Annotated in this window: 21 protein-coding genes; 9 read left to right on the plus strand and 12 right to left on the minus strand. The window is 36.4% G+C overall.

Annotated elements, in window-relative coordinates:
- Positions 1–37: 37 nt before the first annotated feature.
- Positions 38–754, minus strand: a complete 717-nt coding sequence (locus BMX30_RS09215; RefSeq protein WP_090744058.1) for a GNAT family N-acetyltransferase — start codon at positions 752–754, stop codon at positions 38–40.
- A gap of 528 nt (positions 755–1,282) precedes the next feature.
- Between BMX30_RS09215 and BMX30_RS09220 the strand changes: the two genes are divergently transcribed.
- Positions 1,283–1,690 (plus strand): MarR family winged helix-turn-helix transcriptional regulator, encoded by a 408-nt coding sequence (locus BMX30_RS09220; RefSeq protein WP_090744273.1) that lies wholly within the window; start codon positions 1,283–1,285, stop codon positions 1,688–1,690.
- Between the two features lie 277 nt (positions 1,691–1,967).
- Here the strand turns inward: BMX30_RS09220 and BMX30_RS09225 are convergent, their stop codons facing one another.
- Complete coding sequence (locus tag BMX30_RS09225) at positions 1,968–2,414, minus strand: GNAT family N-acetyltransferase (protein WP_090744061.1); 447 nt, start codon at positions 2,412–2,414, stop codon at positions 1,968–1,970.
- Positions 2,415–2,584: 170 nt separating this feature from the next.
- On the opposite strand from BMX30_RS09225, the gene BMX30_RS09230 reads away from it, so the two are divergent.
- Positions 2,585–3,025, plus strand: a complete 441-nt coding sequence (locus BMX30_RS09230) for an Lrp/AsnC family transcriptional regulator (protein ID WP_090744064.1) — start codon at positions 2,585–2,587, stop codon at positions 3,023–3,025.
- A gap of 129 nt (positions 3,026–3,154) precedes the next feature.
- Here the strand turns inward: BMX30_RS09230 and BMX30_RS09235 are convergent, their stop codons facing one another.
- Positions 3,155–4,147 (minus strand): Rpn family recombination-promoting nuclease/putative transposase, encoded by a 993-nt coding sequence (locus BMX30_RS09235; RefSeq protein ID WP_090744067.1) that lies wholly within the window; start codon positions 4,145–4,147, stop codon positions 3,155–3,157.
- 385 nt (positions 4,148–4,532) lie between these two features.
- Positions 4,533–6,185, minus strand: a complete 1,653-nt coding sequence (gene hcp, locus BMX30_RS09240; protein WP_211482064.1) for a hydroxylamine reductase — start codon at positions 6,183–6,185, stop codon at positions 4,533–4,535.
- A gap of 346 nt (positions 6,186–6,531) precedes the next feature.
- Between hcp and BMX30_RS09245 the strand changes: the two genes are divergently transcribed.
- Positions 6,532–6,882: a SpoIIAA family protein gene (locus BMX30_RS09245; protein WP_090744073.1), complete on the plus strand. Its 351-nt coding sequence runs from the start codon at positions 6,532–6,534 to the stop codon at positions 6,880–6,882.
- 333 nt (positions 6,883–7,215) lie between these two features.
- On the opposite strand, the gene BMX30_RS24065 is transcribed toward BMX30_RS09245, so the two are convergent.
- The gene (locus tag BMX30_RS24065) at positions 7,216–7,350 is read right to left on the minus strand and encodes a hypothetical protein (RefSeq protein ID WP_280139952.1); all 135 of its coding nucleotides are present in this window, start codon (positions 7,348–7,350) and stop codon (positions 7,216–7,218) included.
- A gap of 574 nt (positions 7,351–7,924) precedes the next feature.
- Between BMX30_RS24065 and BMX30_RS09255 the strand changes: the two genes are divergently transcribed.
- A complete protein-coding gene (locus BMX30_RS09255; protein WP_090744085.1) occupies positions 7,925–8,929 on the plus strand; it encodes a DUF3231 family protein in 1,005 nt (334 codons plus the stop codon).
- A 262-nt stretch (positions 8,930–9,191) separates the two neighbouring features.
- On the opposite strand, the gene sda is transcribed toward BMX30_RS09255, so the two are convergent.
- On the minus strand, positions 9,192–9,356 hold the full coding sequence (gene sda / locus BMX30_RS09260; RefSeq protein WP_090744086.1) for a sporulation histidine kinase inhibitor Sda: 165 nt from the start codon (positions 9,354–9,356) through the stop codon (positions 9,192–9,194).
- 299 nt (positions 9,357–9,655) lie between these two features.
- Here sda and BMX30_RS09265 point away from each other — a divergent pair, with 299 nt between their 5' ends.
- Together BMX30_RS09265 and BMX30_RS09270 are read left to right on the plus strand one after the other, a co-directional pair.
- The gene (locus BMX30_RS09265) at positions 9,656–10,369 is read left to right on the plus strand and encodes a Na-translocating system protein MpsC family protein (RefSeq protein WP_090744088.1); all 714 of its coding nucleotides are present in this window, start codon (positions 9,656–9,658) and stop codon (positions 10,367–10,369) included.
- Positions 10,370–10,445: 76 nt separating this feature from the next.
- The gene (locus tag BMX30_RS09270; protein ID WP_139195388.1) at positions 10,446–11,540 is read left to right on the plus strand and encodes an ATP-binding protein; all 1,095 of its coding nucleotides are present in this window, start codon (positions 10,446–10,448) and stop codon (positions 11,538–11,540) included.
- 179 nt (positions 11,541–11,719) lie between these two features.
- Here the strand turns inward: BMX30_RS09270 and BMX30_RS09275 are convergent, their stop codons facing one another.
- The 4 genes from BMX30_RS09275 to BMX30_RS09290 form a co-directional block, all read right to left on the minus strand.
- On the minus strand, positions 11,720–12,316 hold the full coding sequence (locus BMX30_RS09275; protein ID WP_090744094.1) for a CBO0543 family protein: 597 nt from the start codon (positions 12,314–12,316) through the stop codon (positions 11,720–11,722).
- Between the two features lie 182 nt (positions 12,317–12,498).
- Positions 12,499–12,663: a YvrJ family protein gene (locus tag BMX30_RS09280; protein WP_090744097.1), complete on the minus strand. Its 165-nt coding sequence runs from the start codon at positions 12,661–12,663 to the stop codon at positions 12,499–12,501.
- Between the two features lie 78 nt (positions 12,664–12,741).
- Positions 12,742–12,960 carry a DUF2922 domain-containing protein gene (locus BMX30_RS09285; RefSeq protein WP_090744099.1) on the minus strand — a complete coding sequence of 73 codons (219 nt, stop codon included), beginning with the start codon at positions 12,958–12,960 and terminating at the stop codon, positions 12,742–12,744.
- Between the two features lie 33 nt (positions 12,961–12,993).
- Positions 12,994–13,209 (minus strand): DUF1659 domain-containing protein, encoded by a 216-nt coding sequence (locus BMX30_RS09290; RefSeq protein WP_090744103.1) that lies wholly within the window; start codon positions 13,207–13,209, stop codon positions 12,994–12,996.
- Between the two features lie 340 nt (positions 13,210–13,549).
- On the opposite strand from BMX30_RS09290, the gene BMX30_RS09295 reads away from it, so the two are divergent.
- Genes BMX30_RS09295 through BMX30_RS09305 form a run of 3 tightly spaced genes read left to right on the plus strand, consistent with a single transcriptional unit; the run spans position 13,550 to position 17,297 of the window.
- Positions 13,550–15,073 (plus strand): spore germination protein, encoded by a 1,524-nt coding sequence (locus BMX30_RS09295; RefSeq protein WP_090744106.1) that lies wholly within the window; start codon positions 13,550–13,552, stop codon positions 15,071–15,073.
- 24 nt (positions 15,074–15,097) lie between these two features.
- Positions 15,098–16,189 carry a Ger(x)C family spore germination protein gene (locus tag BMX30_RS09300; RefSeq protein WP_090744109.1) on the plus strand — a complete coding sequence of 364 codons (1,092 nt, stop codon included), beginning with the start codon at positions 15,098–15,100 and terminating at the stop codon, positions 16,187–16,189.
- 19 nt (positions 16,190–16,208) lie between these two features.
- Positions 16,209–17,297: a GerAB/ArcD/ProY family transporter gene (locus BMX30_RS09305; protein ID WP_090744112.1), complete on the plus strand. Its 1,089-nt coding sequence runs from the start codon at positions 16,209–16,211 to the stop codon at positions 17,295–17,297.
- Between the two features lie 117 nt (positions 17,298–17,414).
- Here BMX30_RS09305 and BMX30_RS09310 read toward each other — a convergent pair whose 3' ends face one another.
- Complete coding sequence (locus BMX30_RS09310; protein WP_090744114.1) at positions 17,415–17,774, minus strand: hypothetical protein; 360 nt, start codon at positions 17,772–17,774, stop codon at positions 17,415–17,417.
- Positions 17,775–17,802: 28 nt separating this feature from the next.
- On the minus strand, positions 17,803–17,985 hold the full coding sequence (locus tag BMX30_RS23790) for a hypothetical protein (protein ID WP_090744116.1): 183 nt from the start codon (positions 17,983–17,985) through the stop codon (positions 17,803–17,805).
- Between the last annotated feature and the right edge of the window lie 86 nt (positions 17,986–18,071).

Here is an 18,071-nt window from a genome sequence, read left to right on the forward strand (position 1 = left end):
CTTTACTCCACCGGGGGGCTGACCCAAAATTCCGTATTTATTCTACCTCCTTAAGATTCTTGACCATATAATCATAGGAATGTTTATTAATTTGAATGACTTTCTCTTCCGAATATCCTACTCGTTGGTATAGTTTTTTTGCCATTTGATTATCCTGCGCTACATTCAAGGAAACTCTGGAATATCCTTTTTCTATTGCCATTTTTTCTGCTTCTTTTAAAAGAATGGTTCCGATTCCATAACCCCTGTACAGATCATTCACGCATAAGGTGTCTATATAAAAGTCGTTTTCGTTTGCTTCTTTATCAAAGAATATTTCCTCATTCCTTCTTTTCTTTCTTAAACGTTTCAAGATTGGCTCATCTAGTCGAGTAGCTTCTTCTCCAGGATAGGTAAGGATAATCCCGGCTATTTCACCTATAAGGTCGGCTACAATCATATTTTGATAGCTAAGACGATTATTGTCCTCGCAAAAGAATTGAGATAGTGTTTTACGGACATTTTCTTTCTTCGTTTGTCCGGTCAGTTGCTCAGCAATATCGGTAATGGCAATATGAATAAGTTCTACAGCTTTCTTGGCATCCTTCTTCACTGCTCCCCTAATCTTCAATTCTTCTGCAATGATTTCTTCCCGGGTCGTTCCATAAGGTGCACCACCATCTGTGTAACCCGCTATAAAATAAAAGTTGTCGTCTGTATCTTGTTCAAAATAATCGGTTGCTTTTCGCTTTTTTAATTTTGTTCTTTTACTCAATTGAATCCCTCGTTCTTCTATTGTTAGTATGCTACTTCACTTAGGCTAAATTCGATAAGGCTTTGTTATTATAAACGACCTTATAAACTTCATAGTAGCATGGTTTACTCATAAAATCTGTTGCCAGACACACTCTTTTTTCACAAAAAAATTATCATGAGTACTATATGATCAACATCCTTAAATAACGGAAACGCAAAAAAACCGACTAGATTTCTCAGTAGAAAATTAAGTCGGAAAAGATGGTAGCGCCCCACTGAAGTAACGCTTTACTCTATCGGGGGACTGACCCCAAAAATCTAAGCATGGTTAGGCATAATTATTAAAGTTTATACACTTTAAGATGCAAATAAATGGTTAACAAAAACCCGACAATAAAAATAATGACACCCGTCACCGAGGTTGGGAAAAGCAATGTCCACATATCCATGGATGACACCTCCATAAAAATATCGCATTACGATATTTTGTTTTCTCAATTATATCGTGTTAAGATATATTTAACAAGAGAAGGATAGTGGAAAGTTGGTGGAATTTTTGTTATCTAAAGACATTTATGAATATTTAGCAGAATATCGGTATCAATTACGAAAATTTCAGAAGTTTAGTGAAAAAGCGGCTCAAGCGGTTGGGTTGACCCCTCAGCAACACCAATTAATTCTTGCCATTAAAGGGTTCCCAGGCCGTGATTATGCCACTCCGAGAGAACTTGCGGAACGATTACAGATTACGCATCATTCATGTGTTGGATTGATTGATCGCTGTGAGCTTTTAGAATTGGTTTCCCGACGCAAAAATCCAGAAGACGGCCGGAGTGTCCTCATTGAAGTGACTCCAAAGGGAAGTGAACTAATCGAAACATTATCAGAAATTCATTTGGATGAAATCAAGCGAATAGGACTATTAAAAGACAGTTTCATCAACCATCAGAAATAAAATAAAAAATGAGGTCAGCTCCACTGAAGTAACGCTCTACTCCACCGAGGGACTGACCCCAAAACCTGCAGATAGTGAAAAGCGACTGTTCTCAGTGAACAATCGCCTTATCTTTTAGCAGGATTTAGTCAATAGAATTTTTATAATATAATATAATGAAATGATCTGTCCATCCTCCATGTTCAAAAATAAATCCTTTTTTTGTACACTCATATTTCATCCCTACACTCTCTGCTAGGTTGAATGAAGCAGAATTATCTAAATTGATGTGGAAAGGCTATTCTGCCAGATCTAATTCATAATGATAAAATTGAGAGTCTTTTTTGTATCCATTTTTTTCGTATAATCTTTGAGCACCGTAATTATCTGGTGCTGTTTCCAAACTAATACTTTTAGCACCAGTTTCAATAGCGAAATCTTTTGCTTTCTGTAAGAGCATTTCTCCTACTCCCTGGTTTCTTGCTTCTACACCTACATACAAGTCATTTAATATCCATGCTCTTTTCATGGATATGGATGAAAACGTAGGATAGAGTTGAGTAAATCCGACATACTCTTGTTTATCTTTAACAACGAAAATAATCGAATCCTTGCTTTCTAAACGATTTTTTATGTAAGTCTTGGCACCTTCTAAATCTGATGTTTGTTGATAAAACAAACGATACAAATTAAATAAATTTGATGCTCCCTCTAAATCTTCCATTTTAGCTTGAAATACTTCCATTTGATTTCTCTCCCCATTAGATAAAAATTCTATAACTTTATTGATTATAATTTTATATGGTATATTAATTTCATTACATAACTATTTTAAGGTCTTTTTAAAAGTTACTTAAATTTTAACGTTAATAATACATCTACACTTAAATTTTTAATGCAAAGGTGGCGGATCCCTTGGATGAAATTGATCAAAGCATTCTTATTCAACTTCAAGACAACGCTCGAATATCAATGACAGAATTAGGAAAGAAGATTGGACTTTCTACTCATGCAACCAACGAAAGAGTAAAAAAACTTGAGGATAAAGAAGTGATAAAAGGGTATAGGGCGATCATTGATCCTGAAAAGCTCAATAAAAATGTAACAGCTTTTATTTTGTTCGACACGAAACAAGGAAAGGACTTCAGGGATTTTTGCAAGGAACACCCAGTAGTAGTAGAATGCCATCGATTAGCAGGTCAATATAGTTATTTAGTTAAAGTGGTAACGGAATCAGTGAAATTACTTGAGGAGTTTATTGATGCTACTTTACCTTACGGAGAACCGTCTACCTTAATAAAATTATCTTCTGTTGTGGAATTTAAACCGTTTATTAAAGGCAACCTTGAAAAATAGTACTATTTATAATGAAAAAGGGGCAGCCCCCACCGAAGTAACGCTTTACTCTACCGAGGGACTGACCCCAAGATTCTTAAACTGTGAAACAACCATATCGATATCATCTGTGGTATTCGTAATGGGGTGTCACAGGGACTTTATCATTTCTTTTACTTCTTTCTCGCTTAACCCTGTTAGTTCAGCGATCATAGAAGATGTCATCCCTTGATTTAACGCATTTTTAACAACCTTTTTAAGACTTAGTTCAATTCCTTGCGCTACCCCCTCTTGTCTACCCTCTTGTCTTCCTTCTTGTCTTCCTTCTTGCCTTCCTTCTTCTCTGCCCTCTTTCAGTCCTTCATCCCTTGCCCGTTTCTTTTCAGAACAGATCCATGCAAGTTCGTCTCGTAGAAACTTCGCTCTTGCTTCATACAACACTTTATTTTCTTTATTGCTGCTAAGCGTTTCCCATTCTATTAAGGCTTCGCGAATTTCTTGTTCTTTCATCGCAAATTCCTCCAATTCTTGAATCATCTCTTCGTTTACCATTTTATTTTGGATATTGGTTGCTGCTAACATCATAAGCCATGGATATTCAGATGATGATTTCTTTTTCAACTCACGTCTATATTTTTTCCATTTTAAAATAAATTGGTATAAATCAAGTGTATGAAATTCTATATGAGAGCTCAACTGAAAATGCGCTTTTTCTTCGAATAATTTGAATACATTGTGGACTTCATCTGTTTCTTGTAGAAATAAAGGAAAATTCACAATCGTGATCATAATTGTGGGAACAAGGCGATCATATTCATCACCTGAACCAATTGAAGAGGAATACAGCTTCGACCAATAATATAGAAGCCGTTCAGGCAGATCCAGTTGACTTTTAACCTGGATTTCTACATTGATTCTTTCATGATTGGAAGTAAAAACAACTACATCAAGACGACTTGACTTTCCATCAGATTCTTCCTTCACTTTCTCAGTATTTTCATATTGGACATCTGTTATAAGTTTATCACCTTTCCTCCTGAGCAAGTCATTCAAAAATGCAATCGTAATTGATTTTCTACGGGGGTCTCCGAAAAGCTGCTTGAACATAAAATCCATTTTTAGGTCGAGGTATTTAGTTGTCATAATGTGGTTTCCTTTCGAGGTTTTTAGAGGAATAAAAGTGTGGAGAAATCATAGAAGGATATTAATCTAATCAAATCGTAACAGACTTATTATAGGATATATATAAATTTTTTGTTAGTTAACAAAATTGTCAGAAACAATCAAAGTTGCAATGCCACTTATAACTAGATTATTGGGTCAGACCCACAAATTATCTCTTACCATCTTACTCGGTAACAATTCAAGAATGACAACCATAATAAAGCCGCCAACGAATTAGCTGGCGGCTAGTCTCTCATTATTTATATCAACTTAGGGAGCTAATCTGAGACTCGTATCTAGTGACGGGACCCCGGGACATAGGCCCGGTCCCCTTTCTCCTTGGAAGCAGGAGAACCGTCCCCGATTAGACTGTCACCGCACCCATGAACATATCGATATCGTCTGTTGTATTGGTAATGCTTCCTACACCGAAGTTTTCTACTAGGAAGTTTGTTACATTTGGTGAAAGGAATGCTGGCAATGTAGGACCAACGTGAATGTCTTTCACACCTAGGTATAGTAGGGATAAGAAGACAATGACTGCCTTTTGCTCATACCATGCGATATTATAAGACAATGGCAGATCATTGATACTTTCTAAGCCTAGGGCATCTTTTAGTTTTAATGCGGTCATCACAAGTGAGTAAGAATCGTTACATTGACCGGCATCAAGCACTCTTGGAATTCCGTTGATATCACCTAGGTTAAGCTTATTGTATCGATATTTCGCACAGCCAGCTGTTAGTATGATGGTATCGTTAGAAAGCTCTTCTGCAAACTCTTTATAATACGTTCTGCTTTTATGGCGTCCATCACATCCTGCCATAACAAAGAATCGTTTAATATCTCCTTTTTTCACTGCGTCAAGCACCTGGTCGGCCACTTGTGCCACTTGATTATGAGCAAAGCCTCCAATGATTTCACCGTTCTCAATTTCAGTAGGAGGTTCACATTGTTTTGCATGCTCAATGATCACTGAGAAGTCTTTTGTTCCATCTTCGTTCTCCGCGATATACGTAACCCCTTCTACTCCTGTAGCCCCAGTTGTGTACATTCTGTCTATATAAGAATCTTTTGGTGGCACAATACAGTTTGTTGTCATTAATATTGGACCATTAAAGCTTTCAAATTCACGCTTTTGTTCCCACCAAGCATTTCCATAGTTCCCAACGAAGTGATCATACTTTTTAAATGCTGGATAATAATTGGCAACGAGCATTTCACTATGTGTATACACATCCACACCAGTGCCCTCGGTTTGCTTTAATAATTGTTCAATATCTTTAAGGTCATGGCCGCTGATTAAAATTCCTGGGTTTTTGCCAACACCGATGTTTACTTTTGTTGCCTCCGGATGTCCATAAGTGGAAGTGTTTGCGGTATCTAATAATTCCATGCCATGAACACCATATTTTCCAACTTCCATTGAAAGGGCAATCAAGTCTTCCATTGTCACACTATCATCTGTGATTTGCGCCAAAGTCTTTTGCATAAACGCATAAAGACTGTCCTCTGTATAACCTAAATGTTCGGCATGTTTCATGTATGCAGCTAATCCTTTTAACCCATACGTAATTAATTCTCTTAAAGAGCGAATATCTTCATCTTTTGTTGCAAGAATGCTTACCTCTTGGGAAGCGGCTTTCGTTTCAAACTCAAAGGTAGACTCCCCGTACCAAGTAACAAAGTCACTGCTGTTGAGAATTTCAGAGCCAGCTTCACGAATCGATAACTTGATCTCTTCACGAAGGGCTAGACCTGTTCTTACTTTATTAAAAAAGTCATTTTTATCCCAGTTTGCATTTGTGATTGTCATAAAAAGACTATTTACAATAAACTTATCTGCTTCATTATTCTTCAATCCTAGTTCTCTAGCTTCTGTACTAACAATAGCAAGTCCCTTTGCTACATAAACCAGTAAATCTTGCATATTCGCTAAATCATCTTTTTTCCCACAAATACCAGCAATCGTACAGCCTGTTCCATTTGCTGTTTCTTGACATTGATAACAAAACATACTCATTTTATCTATCTCCTACTCTTTTATAATTAGTTAGCCTGACATATTTAATTATTAACAGTCTAAACTTTAACAACTATCACAAAGAGTGGATGTGACATTTCTCACAATAAAGGCTATGTTCATTTGATTGTCAAAATTTGATGAAAGTTAGGTGAAAGATATGAAATTATGTTACTCTGTTCTTGCTAATCGAAACTACGAATTCCTTTGATAAAGTTGTACTGGTTTTATTTCTTCCTTAGAACATCCTTTTTACTCTATGGATTAAATAGATTTCATGATGGATTATGTTTTATTCTTGTGAACTAGGGAATCCACCAAATATAGGAGGTATGAATTTATGATTTCAATCAACTCAAATGAAATGAACCACATTATTGAAGTAGAAGTTAAGGGTAAGATCAGTGAAAACGATATTCATGAATTTGAACAGTATTTCAACCAAAAAAAAGAGAATCAGGAAGAACTTAATTTGTTATTGGCTGTGGAAGATGCCAAATACTCGTTGAATGGATTAATAGAAGACTTTAAGTTTGATATTAAACATTGGAATGATTTTCATAAGATTGCCGTTGTTAGTGATGATAATTGGATAGAATTGGGGAGCAAACTAACTGACATTCTACCCACGATTGAGGTTAAACATTTTAACGATCATGAAAAAGATAAAGCAAAAGCCTGGTTAAATTAATTTTACCTAGGAATATGTTTGAATCTTGGATTTAAAAGTTAAGGATTAAACTACAAAGAAATTTTAAACAACATCATACTCTTTCGTCATTAGTTCAAGAGGAAAAAAGCATTGGTTTTTTATTACCAATGCTTTTTTATACCTTATTTTTATTCTGTACTCATTGTGGCTTGTTGGTTCATTTTTTTAACAGCCTCTTTACTTGAAGAAGGATCTTTTAAACATTATTCAATACCATAAAACTATTTTCGTGCTTTTCTCTAATTGACCGTTACGAAAAACCTCGTATTTCAAGCGTAGGGAGATGTAAGTCTTCCTATGTTTTCATTCATCTTATTGATCTGTTTGTTTTTGCTTCTTTTTCAAATACTCTGCACGTATTTTTTCAAGATGCTGCTTTTTATCAAATTTGGCAGGCTTCTGTTTTTCATGAAACTTTGTCACAGCTACCTTACCTTTGGTATCCAATTGATATTTCCCCAATTTGTTCACCTACTTTTCTTGTCTTTAAAGAGAATCTATTCACCCAATATAATATACCTTATTTTTCTGAAGTAAACCTTATCTTTATTAGTGCACCGCTAACTTTGCATATATGCAGTACAACAATAAAAACTTAGTAAAATAATTCACCGCCAAAAGTTCGTTAAATAATAGGTTTTCCTTATTTGTGGTATTAACCTGAATAAAATTGTTTCACAGATTAACAATAACCATAGTCTCATCAATTACCATTATACTTCAATGCCTAGGGATTCTCTTTAGCTCGTTCTCAACCATAATGATATTGGCGACTAGATTAGGGTCTTAACCAGCAAGCAAATTAACCGCTAGATTGACATCCTTATTAAGAATGCCGTCTTTAACTTAAGCATTGAGTAGTGTCGTCTAAATTGCATTATTGTAAAAAAAGGTGAGCGTAGTTTTTGTTTGCCTTTTTAGTAATTTCAGCTTTTCTATATTTTTAAGTCCATGAATTTCATATCTATTGCCCAATTGGTAAATAATATCCAAGATGTAAGAAAAGGAAAAGGGTGACAAGATGGAAAAGGAAAAATTAAAACTCACATCTTCCGAAATAGGAACTCTGTGGGGAGAGTATGTAAATGGAACAGCCGTTGATATTATAAACAGATATATGGTTTCCATTATTGAAGATGAGCAAATTAAGGCTATTTTTGAGGATGCTATCAAGACATTCGAAAAGCAAAAACAACAAATCGTAACTTTTATGGAGAACGATGGATTTCCAGTTCCAATTGGATTTACTGATTCTGACCTCTTTAAAGGTAAACCAAGATTATTCACAGATATATTTTGTCTAAATTATTTACACATCATGACTTTGCATGGTTTGCTAGGACACTCCACTTCATTGGGCGTTTCTGTAAGAGAGGACCTACGGTATTTTTACGATTCCTGTGATAATGATGGGAAAAAAATGTATCATCAAACAATTGATTTATTGCTTGAGAAAGGAAGTTTTCAGAGAGACCCTTTATTTTATCCAACTAAAAACCCTGAATTTGTTACTACCCAAGATTTCATAGATGGATTTTTCGGAAAGGGTAGAAAGTTAGCAGCAACAGAGATCATAAGCATTTCTTTCAACCTTAAGAAAAGTATTATGGCAAAAACTCTTTCAATCGCATTCAGTCAAGTCGCACAAACAGAGGAAGTAAAAAAGTTCTTAACCTATTCCCAGGACGTGGCTGATGGTCAAATAAAAACATTTTCAAAAATAATGCAAACCGATAATTTACCAGTTCCAAAATCCTGGGAAACAGAAGTGACAACTTCGACGGACTCTCCTTTTTCAGATAAGTTAATGTTGTATCATATCGGTTTCTTATTTCAAGCTGCACAAAACTATCACGGGGCAGGTCTAGCATCAGCCATGCGAACAGACCTTGTGACCGCTTATGAAGGTACGATTCTAAAAAATCTTCTGTTAACAAAGAAATGGTACAATCTTATGGTTAAAAATAAATGGTTGGAACAGCCGCCACTTGCACCTAATAGAACTGAAATTGCAAAAGAAAAATAAAATGGGGCCAGTCCCCTACTGAAGTAACACTTTACGCCATTATTGGGGGACAGCCCCCCAAAAACTTAGGGGGAACCTTCCGTGGAGCTATTAACCCTAACCACGAAGATTTGGGGAACTTACTAGATTTTCTAGAACTTGAACACGGTCACATACCTTTGGCTGTTTTTTAAGTCAACTACCAATATCATACTCCATTCATTGGTTTTTGGGGGAACCATAAGTATCCCTATTTAATATAGAGGTCACCCTGGAATTTTTATTAGAAATTAAACTTCTTTTTCTCTACTGAATCGTTTGCTGTTCTTGCAACCAGATTTCTTCTCTTTATTTCTTCTTCCAATAATTCAATGAATTGTTGATCTAAATTTCGTTTCATTGCTTTCTGATAGCTATCAAGTAACAACTCGTCTGGTACCAAATGCATAGGTAAACTCCTTCACAAAATAATTAACAGTATACTTATTCCACATTTAAGTTACGGTAAACATAGGAAGTTTACTTTTTAAGCATAGAGATTGAGTTAGATATGACTATTTCACAAAAATATCTTCTCTATCAATATTTACTACCTAGAAATAATACTCTAATGAGTTAGTCCCTTATTCATACACCTATAGACTTTTATCCACATTCTTACCAAGTTTACTTAAAGTATTGATTTTTTTTATTATAAAACCTAAAATAAAACTGGACAAAAGATACAATGCTTTTGTCTGAATAAGGATGGTTCTCTTGGATAACAAAAAGATTCAGACAGAATTGGCAAGTTATATTGGCAGAACACTTCGTGAAAATTTTGGTAAGGGCCCCGAATCCGTTTTTGTTTCGATCAATCAGAGTATCATAACCGTTTATTTACGGAATTTCACTTCACCTACCGAAAATATACTGCTAAATAAGGATCAAGAGGAAATTGTTCAAACGACTAGGGATATGTTAATGGAAACACTCATTCCTGAGTTTAAGGCCTATATTCGAGTCCTCACGGAACTGGATGTTAAGGAATTTTACTATGATTGGAATTTACATAATAGAAGTGGGATGTTTGTTTGTATCGCCTCTTCCCCAGACCCTAATCTAGAAAACCAATTTGATGGAAAAGCCGAAATTCATGACGAAATTTCGAATGTCAGTAAACAGGCTGAAAAGGTACCCGAAGCAATCACCTCTTTTTTATTAAACAATCGAACATTAGTTGTGACCCGTAAAGGAATATTAGTACCGATAGAAAGAGAATTAATTCGTTTGGGGAGTTCTGAAACTTTAAAGTTAGCAAAAAGAAAACTTGAAAAACGATTATTACATAATAATGAAAACTTCGAAAAAATACTTAATACGAAGATTGATGACTCTTTTGTAGATTGGGACTTCACTTTAGATAAAAGTGTCATCGCATTCATCATCTCTCCACAACAAATGAAGGTAGCAGTGAGTTAGACAAAGAGCTAAACACAAGCCAAGATGGGTTTATTCCATCTTGGCTTTTTTTTATAAGAAAGGCGGAAAGTTAGAAATGTCAGCAACGAACACAAGTCGTAGGAAAAGTGAAAAGAATTCTATATTAATGGAGTACTTAGAAGAAGACTTCGTAAAGGGTTCTCCCTTATTTACACACAATCACGATGCCATGTGTATCTTGGATTTAGATATGAAGGTTGTAAAAGTCAATTCTGCCTTCGAAACTTTATCGGGTTATTCCTACTTAGAATTAAAGTATATGGAATTACAGTCACTGTTTCCCCTCGATAAAGATAAGGTCTTTCAAAATTTTGAAAGGTCTATTCTTGGTCAAGTTCAATCATACGATTGCACAATGACTAATAAGCTGAATGATACTTTCGAGATAAAGATGATAAGTATGCCTATAAGTGTTCTTGATGAAATTGTTGGTTTCCAATCCATCATTTTAGAAAGGACACAAACACATGAGGATCTGCTTAATTCTGAAAAGTTATCCGTTTCTAGCCAGTTAGCTGCTGGAATTGCTCATGAGGTTAGAAACCCAATCACTTCAATTAAAGGATTCCTGCAGTTGATGAAAGCGGAAGTGCAGCATTCAGATTACTTCAAAATAGTAGAAGGTGAGATTGAGAAAATAGAAGTTGTTTTAAGTGAGCTTTTAGTTCTAGCAAATCCTAATGATGCGAACTTTAAAAACGAAAATTTAAAATCACTAATTGAAAATGTTAAAACTTTATTTCATACCCAGGCAATTAGTAATAATATAAAAATTGACGTGAGTTATGATTTTGAAAATGGAATCTTACTATGTGATAGAAATCAAATAAAACAAGTTTTTATTAACTTGATAAAAAATGCTTTTGAATCAATGCCCGATGGTGGAACACTAACGATTGAAAGCAAACATTACAATGATAAAAATATCAAAATTTCCATTAAAGATACGGGTATTGGAATGCCTCAAGAAATAGTAAAGAAAATGGGGCAGCCATTCTTTACGACAAAAGAAGGCAGGATTGGACTAGGAGTGATGCTTTCTAAACAAATCATAAAGAATCATAACGGAAGTGTTCAGTTTTGGAGCGATACGAATGGCACAAGCGTAGAAATTATCTTACCGATAAGTTTACTCTCTTTAAAGAAATAGCCTTTAAACCATCATTTTTAAGGAATGGGGAACTAATAAAAAAAGACCGTAGGCTTTTAGTTGCGCCAACAGGTCTTTTGCTATCCCTAAAGAGACGTACCCTTTGCTTCTATATTATAAGTATTCTTTTAGCAAGCAAAGAGAAACATCCCCCTACTCCGAAACAATGTATTTACCCGTTACGTCGTTTTCCTTGTGTTTAAACTCCATTTTGACGATTTACTTAAAAATATAAAAAAGTCCGTTAACCATTTAGAAATTAAGGCGACAAACACATAACCCGCGAAAAGTAACCAAAAGTTCTCCTTGCCGTGAAAATGAAATAATCCGATACCAACCATAAGTGGTTTCATGAAAAAAGCTAGTAGTAAGCATAAAGGTAACATCCATAAATAATAATTCTTCCCTCTGTTCAGGATGTATTGGTAATAGAGCATATAAATGACCGGCACCAATGAGGCATCAAGAGTAAAACTAGAAGGAAGGAGCGCGAGAAGTTTATATGGGTAAAACCATATTCCTCTTTCAATCCCAATGATATCCGTGTAAGCAAAAAACACATGCACACTATACCCGTAGAATCCAAGATGAAAAACCTTTTTCCGATCAATAAACAGAACAAGGATTACGAGTGGAATCACAAACATAGCAAGGACAACCCAGGTCTGCCAATGGGAGAAATCAGAGAATCCCTGCCAATATTCGGTTATTCTGTTAGTCTGTTCCACCTCTGCTTTTATGAGTTGATCTATCAGCTCTAGTTGACCTTTCTCCACTATGTATCCCCCATTTATCTATACTTTTCGTTGAGAATTATAAGTTCAAGTTATTGTATTTGTAGGTTGCCCTTTCTTACGGATAAATTCCATATTTTTAACAAATAAAAGAATTGAAAAATGGGGGCAGACCCCCAGTGAGTTACTCTTTACTCCACCGGGGGACTGACCCACAAAAAAACCTACATAATTTTTCTTTCGTGGTACTCGCTCTCCTTCATCTGATACGGTAGGTTCTGAATCGATTGGACGACATTGTCGAGCTTGGCTTCAATTCGATGAAGCAAGTATAAGGTGACAATGATTGGAAACCCTACTTCACTTATTAGCGGAATGAGCTCTTGCATCTTCCTTCCTCCTCTCTTCTAATTTTTCACCGTTTTATAGAAAAAGCCGGTTCCTAATGGAATCCGGCCTGTTTATGATTAGATAATTTCGTACTCTGTGACATTACGTTCGACCACGCGCGCACCGCCAACGGAAACGAGATTTCCGTAAGCCGAGAAGAATGCGTTTGAGGCAATAATTGAGTCCATTGCCACCTTTAAGGCAGCTGGATCTACCGGCTCAATTGGGTTATCTACCGTTAACCGAGCGACTTTTCCAAGGTCGGTACCAAATTGCAATTCCAATGTCTTCGCCATCTTGTTCACCTCCTTCCTACCCTGAAATTAAAATTAGATAATGTCGTGATTGTCGGTACGTTCCACCGAGCTAAGCGGATACGCACTAAGTCCGCCTAGCGCTGTTGCTGCTTGATGCAGCTGATCCGCAGTCGCCTCTTTTCTCACATTCGCATAAGATTTCCCTTTGAAAATCGGCTCGCCTTTCTCATTTAAGCCTGTTTCAAAAACTAACGTCATCCGAGAATCCTTCAACATTGCTTGTGCCATTGTCCCTCACCTCCCTTCACTTTTTATATAGTGAGCAGGAGAGGGAAAGGACATGGGAATGAAAAATATTATAGTTTGTAGGTACTAAGCCCCCATTGAAGAAACCCTATACTCCACAGGGGACTTACCAACAACATGCAAAAACGCTCAGAAAATTTCTGGGCGTTTGTGTAACCATTTATATAAAAACAACCATTATAATTCCCCAAGGATTCATAGATCCGTCCAGGAAGATTGCCTATCCGCTTCTCACAGTTTTTCCTTATTATGAACATAATTCCAGTTCTGTTGTTAAATACTAAGCTTACTTTATGTAATCTGTTTGGGATAAGGTGGAGACATGTTTAGAAAGCGCAGAAGAAAACCATTAGACAAAAGAAAGTATGAAACAGTAGATAAGACAGTCAGCGATGTATTTGAAAGAGCAAACAAATCAAGCGATTTTACGACCATTTCTCCCTTTGAAAAAGACCATCCATTGCAAATCAGTTTTTATAAAACGTTAATCGATCCAAGTGTTCTTCAAAAGTCGGTCTTACCTTTTCTTAAGGAAAAAGCTTCTGCCATAATGGAGCTTTCTGATTTAACGAATATGATCCCAATCGAAGGAATCAAATTCACAAAAGATTACCTTGAGTTAGAAAAAGCCCTTCATAATGGTTCAGTAGCTGTTTATTTTAAAGACAAGAAAGACGAATTCGCCCTGTTAAATATAAATTATGCTCGGTTGGGGCAACGAGAAACCAATGACACCCAAAACGAATTTAGCGTGATTGGACCGAAAATCGGCTTTATTGAGGACCTTACCACAAATCTTCATTTAATAAGAGACCACCTTAGTACTTCTGATCTGATTTTTGAAGAGATAGTGGTTGGGTCAAGAGCACAGACAAAGGTCGTCATCGCCTATTTAGACGGCGTTACAAATCCAGATTATATAGACACAGCAAAACAGCGAATTCAGGAGCTTGATGTTGATACTTCCTTTGACAATACCCAACTAGAACAGTTAATTTCAGACAATACGAAAACGCCTTTTCCATTATTTATCACAACAGAGCGAGTAGACAGGACAGTAGGATCCCTACTGCAAGGGCAAATTGTAGTGATAAGTGATAAATCTTCTTATGCAATTATCGGACCGGGCACATTGATGGAGTTCTTTTCAAACCCTGAGGATTTCTATCTCCCCTCTATCATTGCATCGTTTTTTAAATTGATTCGAATCTTTGGGATGCTGTTTTCCATTTTTGCTAGTGCCTTTTATATCGCAATCTTTACTTTTCATTTTGAGGTAGTCCCTAAGGACCTCCTAGGGCCGATTATCTTTTCACGGGCAAATGTCCCGTTCCCGCCTGTCATCGAGGTGTTATTTTTGGAGGTTACGATTGACCTATTGAGAGAAGCAGGCGCCAGACTCCCAACCAAAATTGGACAAACTCTTGGGATTGTTGGAGGCATCGTTATTGGTCAGGCAACTGTTGAAGCAGCCCTTACGAGTAATATTTTATTAATTATTGTCGCCCTTGCCGCGTTGTCTTCTTTCACCACTCCCATCTATAAAATGTCCAATGCCGTACGATTATTGCGGTATCCTTTTATCCTACTAGCGGCTATTTGGGGAGGCTTAGGTATTTATGTAGGCTTAATCTTATTGATTACTCATTTATCACGGTTAAAATCATTAGGGGTTCCCTATCTTCTCCCGCTTTATCCTTATCGAAAAGGCGGTGTGGTTGGCTCTTTTGTAAGACCCAATTATGTAAACTACAACAAACGACCTTGGTATTTAAGACCTTTAAGTTTAAAGAGGTACTTTCCAGCGAACGATAAAGACCCAGATGAAGGTCTGAATACCGAATAATTTTCGATAAAGGCTGGGGAATCAATGAAAAAGCGGAAACAGCATCTTGTTTTTTTCCTAATTCTAGTATGTATCGTTAGTCTTCTTGGCTGCGCTAGAACAAGAATCATCGACAAAATCAGTATTGTTCATGTATTTGGGTTCGATCAAGCAGATAATGGTGATTTAGTTGGTACGGCGTTATTTCCTGTATACACAAAAAGCAAAGGCAGTGATCAAATTCAATATTTGGAGGAACAAACTCCTTCTAGCGTTCTGTTTGTCCCTAGAATGGGTGCACATACCAGCACTCCTGTACAATTATCAAAAATCAGGGTTTTGTTGTTCGGGAAAGAATATGCGGAAGCGGGAATTCAAGATATGGTGGACCGATTTATGACAACCCCTCAGCTCGGGACAAATATTCAAATCGCTGTTTCTACCCATTCTGCAAAGGAGACGTTAAACACTTTTAAAAAGGAAAAATCCCTTACCTTAGCTGAGCGCATCGAACATAATATGGAAGGACAAAGCCTCCCGACCATGAACCTCCATGTTTTTTTAAATCACTTTTATGGCGAAGGATTGGATGCTTACGTTCCTATCGTAACCATAGACGAAAAAGAGATGGTAACTGCAGAAGGAATGGGGGTGTTTAAAGATGATAAATTTAAGCTCCAATTAAATCCAGAACAAACGGCTTTATTTTCCTTAATTAAAGATTATCAATCACTAGCAACCTTTAAAATACCTCCTGGTGAGAAGGATCGTAGTGAAATCATCATCGTTAAGGGGTTCCGAAGTAAAAGCAACTGGGATTGGGATTCGAAGGAAGAACAAATCAATCTACGTTTACAACTAGAAATGACCCTTTCTCAGCACTCACGTAAATATAATCTTGAAAAAGCAGAAGATATTAACAAGCTGAAGAAAATCATTGTAACGAATCTAGAAAAGGGTGTTAGCGACTTGCTAGAAACCTTTAAAGAAAATGAGGTGGACCCTCTTGGGATTGGGAATATCGTGCGTTCTAAGGATCGCAACTGGGATGAAGAATCCTTCTATCAACTGTATCCAACCCTACCAATCCATGTAAACGTGAACTTACAAATCATACATTCTGGCCTCGAAGGCTAGCTTATTAGGATGGATTCTTATGAACTCAATTGTGAAAGAAAGTAATATGGTCTCTCCCTATTTTTTGTTTTTTCTGATGCATAGCACTCAAACGGGAATTGGTGTATTAAAATTCCAATCACATATCGTTAAGGGAGCAGGGCATGATGCATGGGTATCTGTACTCGCTTTTGGGTTATTACTGCATATAATCTTTTTCATGATGTTGTACATCTTAAAACAATCAAGCAATGGGGACATCCTTTCCTTTCACAAAGATGTTTTTGGAAAGTATTTTGGTGGGGCCTTAAATCTTTTCCTTGCGGGCTATTTTTTGCTTTTTAGTTTATTTGCGTTCCATAACTATATCGATATTCTCCCGGTTTGGGTATTTGATGGAATCACCCCTTGGGAATATTCCTTGCTGCTTTCTGTTATTATCCTATACATTGTTTCCGGTGGCTTTAGAATTGTAACGGCCATTTCTTTTTGGGGTGTGGTTATTCCTAGTTTCCTATTGCTTTCCTTCCTCTATCTATTGCAATATGCTGAGGTTTCCTATCTCCAGCCGGTCTTACAATATGGAATGAAGGACTACCTCATCTCTGCGAAAGAAGCTGCACCAGTCTTTCTAGGATTTGAGACAATCCTCGTCTTCTATCCTTTTATTAAAAATCGTGAAACGTCCAGCAAATGGGGGCATATCGCTTTATTTTATACAACCATATTATATACATCCATCACCATCATTACCTTTTTATTTTTTTCCCAAGGCAAGCTAGAACATTTAACCTGGCCTACTTTAACGATGATAAAAATTATTACCTTTCCGTTTTTAGAACGATTTGAGTTTATCTTTATTTTCACCTGGCTATTAGTCGTGATGCCTGTCATTTGTATTACAATGTGGTCGGCGATTAGATCCATAAAATTAACCATCCCTAAGGTAAAACCGACTTACCTATTAGTAGGTTTACTCGTCGTTTTTCACTTTGTAAATGTTCAATTAAATGAAATTCAATATTCCATTCCATTTGCCAAAATCGTCAACTATAGCGGACTCATTTTTCTCTTTGGCTATATTCCATTCTTGTTTTTGATTGCCGTCATTCGGAAAAAGATGAAGTGAGACATTGGGTCAAGTTCCTTTTCTCAGGGTCTATTAAAAAGTGCCAGGCACCATCCAAATTCTGGGTGGTGCCTGGCACTACAGTTCCTCTCTAATTGTCCGAACGCTCAGATCCCCTCATCTCTGAACAACTTTGGCAAAAATCCCTTCGCCGTAGACTGCTTCTAATGCGTCAAAATTAATTCGATACCATTTGGTTTTATCTATTTTTAATTGATTATACTTTCCTGTGATAATCAATTGTTCTTGTTCAAGCTTATAGATGATTCGGCGAATGGTACTCATGGACCAGAACGGAAATTGCTCATGCCAGCCTTCATAAGAGGTAGGCACCCACTGATGTCCATCATGGACATGCTTGCTTTCATTCAACCTTTGATAAAGCTGTTGTAGAAAAATCGCTTCATTTAAACCAATCCTCTTTGCTAACTTCGGCATTACTAACATCTGTGTTTCATTAATCAAAAGTATACTCATCTTGATAGCCCTCCTTTGGCCAAAACAATTAGTCAGTTTGAAAGAACTTTTCATCTTTTATATAGACATGTTTTCTCATTTTGGACAGGGCGTTAGTAAAAGAATAATAGCAACACCATTCAGCTGTTTGTTGCAAGAAAAGCATTACAGATTTTTTTGGTTTTTTAAAAAATGCATCATCACTATTGGATGGTACATGGCGCTTATTCATTAAGATTAATACTCCTATGAGGAAATTAAGGTATAGTGATAGAACATTTTTAGAGACTTGTTTATTGGTGTTACGGGTTCAGTTAT

The sequence above is a fragment of the Mesobacillus persicus genome (assembly GCF_900109925.1).
Lineage (GTDB): Bacteria > Bacillota > Bacilli > Bacillales > Cytobacillaceae > Mesobacillus_B > Mesobacillus_B persicus.

Excerpts from the sequence above, each read along its gene's own strand:
- BMX30_RS09300 (WP_090744109.1), top strand. The coding sequence starts at position 15,098 with ATGAAAAAGCGGAAACAGCATCTTGTTTTTTTCCTAATTCTAGTATGT.
- sda (WP_090744086.1), bottom strand. The coding sequence starts at position 9,356 with ATGCATTTGGTACCAGACGAGTTGTTACTTGATAGCTATCAGAAAGCA.
- BMX30_RS09295 (WP_090744106.1), top strand. The coding sequence starts at position 13,550 with ATGTTTAGAAAGCGCAGAAGAAAACCATTAGACAAAAGAAAGTATGAA.
- BMX30_RS09235 (WP_090744067.1), bottom strand. The coding sequence starts at position 4,147 with ATGACAACTAAATACCTCGACCTAAAAATGGATTTTATGTTCAAGCAG.
- BMX30_RS09265 (WP_090744088.1), top strand. The coding sequence starts at position 9,656 with ATGGTTCTCTTGGATAACAAAAAGATTCAGACAGAATTGGCAAGTTAT.
- BMX30_RS09305 (WP_090744112.1), top strand. The coding sequence starts at position 16,209 with ATGAACTCAATTGTGAAAGAAAGTAATATGGTCTCTCCCTATTTTTTG.
- BMX30_RS23790 (WP_090744116.1), bottom strand. The coding sequence starts at position 17,985 with ATGAATAAGCGCCATGTACCATCCAATAGTGATGATGCATTTTTTAAA.
- BMX30_RS09245 (WP_090744073.1), top strand. The coding sequence starts at position 6,532 with ATGATTTCAATCAACTCAAATGAAATGAACCACATTATTGAAGTAGAA.
- BMX30_RS09255 (WP_090744085.1), top strand. The coding sequence starts at position 7,925 with ATGGAAAAGGAAAAATTAAAACTCACATCTTCCGAAATAGGAACTCTG.
- BMX30_RS09285 (WP_090744099.1), bottom strand. The coding sequence starts at position 12,960 with ATGGCGAAGACATTGGAATTGCAATTTGGTACCGACCTTGGAAAAGTC.
- BMX30_RS09225 (WP_090744061.1), bottom strand. The coding sequence starts at position 2,414 with ATGGAAGTATTTCAAGCTAAAATGGAAGATTTAGAGGGAGCATCAAAT.
- hcp (WP_211482064.1), bottom strand. The coding sequence starts at position 6,185 with ATGTTTTGTTATCAATGTCAAGAAACAGCAAATGGAACAGGCTGTACG.
- BMX30_RS09310 (WP_090744114.1), bottom strand. The coding sequence starts at position 17,774 with ATGAGTATACTTTTGATTAATGAAACACAGATGTTAGTAATGCCGAAG.
- BMX30_RS09290 (WP_090744103.1), bottom strand. The coding sequence starts at position 13,209 with ATGGCACAAGCAATGTTGAAGGATTCTCGGATGACGTTAGTTTTTGAA.
- BMX30_RS09270 (WP_139195388.1), top strand. The coding sequence starts at position 10,446 with ATGTCAGCAACGAACACAAGTCGTAGGAAAAGTGAAAAGAATTCTATA.
- BMX30_RS09280 (WP_090744097.1), bottom strand. The coding sequence starts at position 12,663 with ATGCAAGAGCTCATTCCGCTAATAAGTGAAGTAGGGTTTCCAATCATT.